Origin of the sequence: Bathymodiolus platifrons methanotrophic gill symbiont, from assembly GCF_002189065.1 — a bacterium.
In the GTDB taxonomy this organism is placed as follows: domain Bacteria; phylum Pseudomonadota; class Gammaproteobacteria; order Methylococcales; family Methylomonadaceae; genus Methyloprofundus.
In genome coordinates, this window is the sequence record NZ_BDMN01000403.1 from 1 (window position 1) to 6,244 (window position 6,244).

The window sequence follows — 6,244 nt, forward strand, 5'->3', positions numbered from 1 at the left end:
ATGATTGACATATTACAAGTTAAATATTTGAATAACATCATCGAACAGGATCATCGCTTTATCAAAAAAATAACAAAACCGATGATGGGCTTTAAAGCGTTTCACTCCGCCCAAGCAACAATTGATGGAATTGAAACGGCACATATCATCCGAAAGGGGCAATTGTCTGAGGAAAATATTCCTGCTTATAAGCAGTTTATGGCTTTAGCAGGATAGTTATGCCTGAAGACCAGGAGGTCTGTGCTTTTGATAATTATTGCGACAGAACCATATTGACTGGTGCCTTTATAAATATCGACATCTTTTTGAAAACGTTTTTGCAAGGATCAAGCACTTCAGAGCCATTGCTACACGATATGACAAACTGAAGCGGAATTTTGAAGGCTTTAGCTTGTGCTTTTTTATGGTTGCCTATGTGAAACGGCAACAGCCCCTAATAAAAGATAATAAATTTAAGGTGACTTTACCAGCAAATAAAGGGAACCATCACCTTATTTTCCTTCATCAGAAATAAAAAAGGAAACAGATGCTTGAAATAAGAAGAGGTTCTGCGGCAAGAAGCTACGAAAACACATTTTTTAGAGAATTCGCTAAAAACCTACAAATATTGTTTGATAAATACTCGATTGATGGCTTGTTGATTGCCAACTCAGAGTGTGAAATTTCTCCAAATTTACAAATTGATTCTCTACTAATTACTGAGAATGCAATTTGCTTGATTGATTTAAAAAACTTTGGCGGCGATATAATTCTACCCCAAGCAGACACTGATTTTTCTGAGGGGCAGTGGGTAACTCAAGGGGGCGTAAGAATTAAAGGTGGTAGTCATATTAATCCTTACAAGCAACTGTTTCAGCAAAAAAAAGCATTCACATGGGTTTTTCACAATTCTGCGATTAAATCTAGCATTATTTCAAGTAACGAAGAATTAAACCCATCCCATGTAAAGAAAATCATTTGCTTTCAAAAGCCTATAAAATTAAAGGGAGAAGTCCCAGGTAGGGATGAAATTGATTTTTTTATTACAGACTCTGAAAGTTACCTTGAAACTATAAAAGATATTCTTGATATTGATGATAAAGAGGTCAAATTATCAAAGAAATCTTTTGATATATTTAAAGAAATTTTCAGAGCAGAAACTTTTTCTCCAGCTGAACAATATAATAAACCAGAAATTTTAGAAAGCACTTCAACTATCTTAAATTTTGATGGATTGTATCCCGATCAAAAATCAGCCCTTCAAGAAATAACAGAGTTTATTAAATCTGATACCGATAAAATATTTATTCTTCAAGGTACTTCATTAAGTGGAAAGTCTTACCTGTTACCCTTTATAGAGGATGCAGGGTTTAATAATAATATTACACAAATAGAATTTTTTGCATCATCAAGCAGAGTCGCATCAAATTTACTATCAGAAAGTAATACACAATTTAATAGTCTTTACTCATATATTTATGGGGGTGGATTACAAGAGGAACAAGACGATAATGAACCAGTTAATGAAAATGACAGTTTTGACAAGATAAAGCTTGAAGTAGTTCCTTTGAAAAAAAATGAAGATGAGAATAAGGCTCTTTTTGTTGTCGATGAAGCACAATTAATTTCAGACAATTACCACCAATCAATTGATTTAAGGTTTGGCTCAGGCAAGTTACTGGAAGACTTTATTAAGTTTTCTGACCTAAGCAATTCAAATAGAAAAATTATATTCATAGGTGATAGATTTCAGCTATCAATGGGAAAAAAGGAAGAAAGTGCTCTTAATCCTAGTTATTTTGATGAAAGATACAAATTAGCCACAAAAGCTTTCCAATTGGTTGATAAAGATGATATTTCATCAATGGTCAAGCAAGCATTGATTCCAGTGAATGGGATTAGGAATCACAATTATAATCAACTATCATTTGAAATTTCAGATAACCTAAAAGTTTTAGAAAAGAATAAAATCTTATCAATTGTAGAGGAAAAAATAAAAAATAACTCTAATTTTCATCTATTGAGCTACTCAAATTTTGATGCACAAAAAATAAATTTATGGATAAAGCAATCCATTCTTAAAAATGGCGAATATTTAGCAGAGAATGATTTGGTCATTATTAATAATAATTTCAAAATAGAAGAAAAAAATAATCCATTTTCAGAACAAAAGAAAATCTATAACGGTCAATTTGGAACAGTAAGCAGCGTTGGCAATGTTATATCAGAAGTAATTACTCCAAAAGGCAAGCAACCAGTTACTATTAATTTCAGATATGTGGGTATAACCCTAAACGATACTAGTCATAACGCGACTATTTTAAGTCTTGAAAACTACAGATTAAGTGAAAAAGGAGAACTTTCAGAAGATGAAATTATTGCACTCAAAATCATATTGAATAGAGAAGTTAATGAAAAAATAAACAAAAATCCATTCGAGAAGTCAGAGCTTCAAAAACAGCTCATTCATTCAAAAGAATATAATGATTTATCAAAGGAAGTAGAAGCATTAAAAGATAGGCTGGAAAATGGAGAGAAAGTAAAGACCAAGCTAGAAGAAAAGGAAGGGCAAGTAAGGAAACTTATTAATTCTACCAAACGACAGCACCGAAAAAACATTGAAAAAGAGTTATTTATGGATACCTCTTCTAAATATAAAAAATATAAAAATTGTGCGCACTTAAGATATGGATGGGCCTTAACCGTCCATAAATCTATGTCTTATAAATGGGATGAGGTCTTGTTCAACGTATATCAGGGAGAAAATAGAGGGAAAACGAACGAAGGATATTTCAAATGGATTTATACGGGATTAACGAGGGCAAAAGACAATGTTGAACTGATTAATTACAGACCAATTACACCATTACTGAAAATTGAGTTTAAAGACAGCAGCACAGGTAGTAAAGTAGATAAAAAAATCTATTTCATTGCAGATAAGGATGTAAAGCTAGATATATTTAGTACTACACTAATAAAGAAATTTAATTTCACTGAGGATAAAACAACATCAATATTGATGCAACTCCACCAACTTGTAAGCAACAAACTTGAACATCAAGGTATAAGTATAAAGTCAATAGATCATCCTAATTATCAAGAAATATATGAACTAGAAGGTGACAATAAACAAACCGCCAAAGTGTCAATTTACTACAATAACAAAGGTCATGTAAAAGTGCCAACCTTAATGAAGGCAGAGACAAAGCAATTTGGAACTGAGGTGATGGAAGCATTTATGAGTGATTCTGGAATTATTGATTTTGGCTTCATTAGTGATGACTGGAGAAGGAGGGTTTATGCTGATATTTATTCATCTTTTAAGGATGATGGTTATAAAATAGCCCATATCATCCAAACACCTTATAAAGATACAATTAAAATCATCCAAAATGAGTCAAGTTTGGTTGTAGATATGTACTATGATGGCGATGGTTTTTTCTCAAGCATTATCTCAACCTACTATAGCGATATAAAAGTTTGGGATTATTATCAATCCACTTTGAAAGCTTTACAATAAGGATTTATGTGCTATGGCTATTAGAAGCAGGCAATATATTATTGATGAAAACAGCAGCCAAAAGGTTTTTCAATTAAGAAAATCTGGACAAATGCTGGAAGCCCATAATTTGGCAATAAAGCTTTACAATCAAAATCCCGAAGATGAGTGGATACAGAAAGCTTATGCTTGGGTATTGATTGATATTATAAAAAATGAAATAAAAAGTAATTCCGGCAAAGCTAGTGATTTATTTAACCAACTGCTGTCAATAGATATAAATACTGATGAAATTATTACCAAGCAAATTAATTTTCTAAGACCAAAGTTAGAAGATAATTATAAAGACGTGCAACAAGCTGAAAACCTGAGCAAAAATGGTGATCATACTCAGGCAATAGACCTTTTTAGAAAGCTTCAAAATGAAGGAAAGTTGTCACAGACGCATCATGAATCCTTTGGCTGGGCTATCTATAGATACATAAATTCTAACAAAGACAATTTACAAATAAATATAATAAAAAAACTATTAATTGAATATCTAGAATTACATACACCTAAACCAAGTCTTCTTCATTCTGTGCTTTTGAAATTTTCAATAAGTTATGCACAAAAACATCAGCAATTCAATTTGTTTGAATTTTTTAAGTTATGGAATCCTGAATATTTAAGAGATGAAGATAAAGAACAAGAGTCAAATGAAGGAAAAATATATCCCTCATTAGTTGAACGCTTATTGAGACAACTTATCAATGATAGCAATCAAATTGATATCGAATATTTACAGAGAGCTATTGGCGATAAAAGTTTAGTAATTGATTCAATCAGAGAAGCATATTTTTGGAAAATATTTAATTTACACAAAGAAAATAATATTGAAAACCTGTGGCTGATGTTTGATCACTATATATCAAAATATTCAAACTATGGAGCTTCGCACTGGCACTCTGAAATATTAAAAATTGCAGATAGATTCATGACCGACAAGGATGCTTGGAGGTTTTATGATTTCTTCCATAAGTGGAATATTGAAAATTTTCAAGACAATGATTGGCATGAAGAAACAATTGATGGATATAAAAGTAAGCCTTTAGTCAAAAAAGCACTCAAAAAAGTATTTGAATTTTCAAAGCTACCTGGCAATAAAAATAAAGGATTTAGTTGGATAATACCTTTGTACAAAAAAGCTCTGACATCATTTGATAATGATATATGGCTATTGAGAGAATATGCAACTATATTAAATGTTTCTGGAGAAACACAAGAAGCAATATGTATATACAAAAGCATATTGCTTGATCTGAATGATCAAGCTTATGTATGGCATGAATTTGCAGAATTATTGGCTGATTCTAATTCTGAGATTGCAATATCAATGCTTTGTAAGTCAATTAGCATTCAGAAAAATGAAGATTTTCTTGGAGATATTCACCTATTGCTTGCGAAATTATTGATTGATGTAAATAAATTAAAAGAAGCCAAAAATGAATTAAACACCTATAGAGAGCATAGAATAGAAAAAGGATGGAAGACTGCTGAGGTGTATGAATCCCTAGAATCCCATCTACATGAAATTAATGTAACAGGTGATAACTCAGGATTTTATGAGAACAACATTGATCTAACAGTGGAATATATTTATAGTGATATACCTTGGCAAGACTTCTTGTTGTATGATAAGTGGAAAAATAAGAAACAGCAGGAAATATCTTCATTTACTGATCTAAATAACATTGAATTTATTGTTAAGACAAATAAATTTGATATATTAGGAAACTCAATTGTTAATGCTGTTATACAGTTTAAAACTCATTATGATAAAACTAATAATAGATATATTGCATTACAGGCCCAAAAATCTACTTGTACTTTTGCCGATCTCACAGATAAAGCATCGAGTGCATTAGCCATCATTGATCATGTCAATGAGCAAAAAAAGTTATTTCATTATGTAATAGATTCTACTCTTGATGGAATTATTCGTTTTTCACAAACAGAACTGAGACCAAATATTGGTGAATTTCTTGAGATCAAATATTTTACTTCATATAATAAACAGAAGTGTGAAAGGAAACTGCATATATTAGATGTTAATTCTACTGATATGGAGGATCAGTCATTAATAAAAACGGTTAGTGGTGAGCTAAGTCTTAAGTATAAGGATAATGGTCGAACAATTGATTACCAGGATATTATAGATGATGAAATTGGTATTGATATTAAAAAACCTGATTTTGCATTTATAGATGATTACTATGTACCGAAGTATCTTTTAAGAAAACAACATATATCTAGTGATTGTGATGTATCTGTTAAAGTTCTTTTTAATGGCGAAAAATGGTCTGTTTTTGAATTGACTAAACAGTAAAAGTCACAAAATGATAGATGATGAGAACGGTTCTGTCGCATAAATACCCCTTTTATCAACTAGGGGTTAATTAGCGGATTGGCATTAACACAGGAATTTATATTATGCTCTTTTACCCAATACCTTCGCTAAAATAAGGGAGAGAGAAAAAACTAAGGATGGCCAGAGGTCGGTAAAATCCTAGGTCACCACAGTACTTACCAAAATATGCCCATGTTCGAAATCATAGCAATACTTGAAGCCTTAAGTCCAAGCTTATTTACCAAAAAACTGAAACACTTAAGTTGAATCATAGAGTCGACGGTTCTGTCGCATAAATCCCCCTTTCCGACGTTATCTGCTATCATAATTCTCAATTTCAATAAAAGGTAGATCATATGCTCAGCTTCAAAGGCACT

Annotated in this window: 4 protein-coding genes and 1 pseudogene; 4 read left to right on the forward strand and 1 reads right to left on the reverse strand. The window is 31.6% G+C overall.

Annotated elements, in window-relative coordinates:
- The 4 genes and pseudogenes from CDZ78_RS18280 to CDZ78_RS18295 all read left to right on the forward strand — a co-directional run.
- Positions 1–216: DDE-type integrase/transposase/recombinase (locus tag CDZ78_RS18280; protein WP_140414197.1), on the forward strand; the 216-nt coding region annotated here is incomplete at its 5' end.
- Positions 217–271: 55 nt separating this feature from the next.
- Positions 272–419, forward strand: a pseudogene (locus CDZ78_RS18285) (IS5/IS1182 family transposase); the annotation flags it as partial.
- 107 nt (positions 420–526) lie between these two features.
- Positions 527–3,499, forward strand: coding sequence for an NERD domain-containing protein (locus CDZ78_RS18290; RefSeq protein ID WP_087871265.1), 2,973 nt, complete (start codon positions 527–529; stop codon positions 3,497–3,499).
- Positions 3,500–3,512: 13 nt separating this feature from the next.
- Positions 3,513–5,846: a tetratricopeptide repeat protein gene (locus CDZ78_RS18295; RefSeq protein WP_087871266.1), complete on the forward strand. Its 2,334-nt coding sequence runs from the start codon at positions 3,513–3,515 to the stop codon at positions 5,844–5,846.
- Between the two features lie 197 nt (positions 5,847–6,043).
- Here CDZ78_RS18295 and CDZ78_RS22740 read toward each other — a convergent pair.
- The coding region (locus tag CDZ78_RS22740; protein WP_211200779.1) for a hypothetical protein at positions 6,044–6,244 on the reverse strand (201 nt) is incomplete at its 5' end.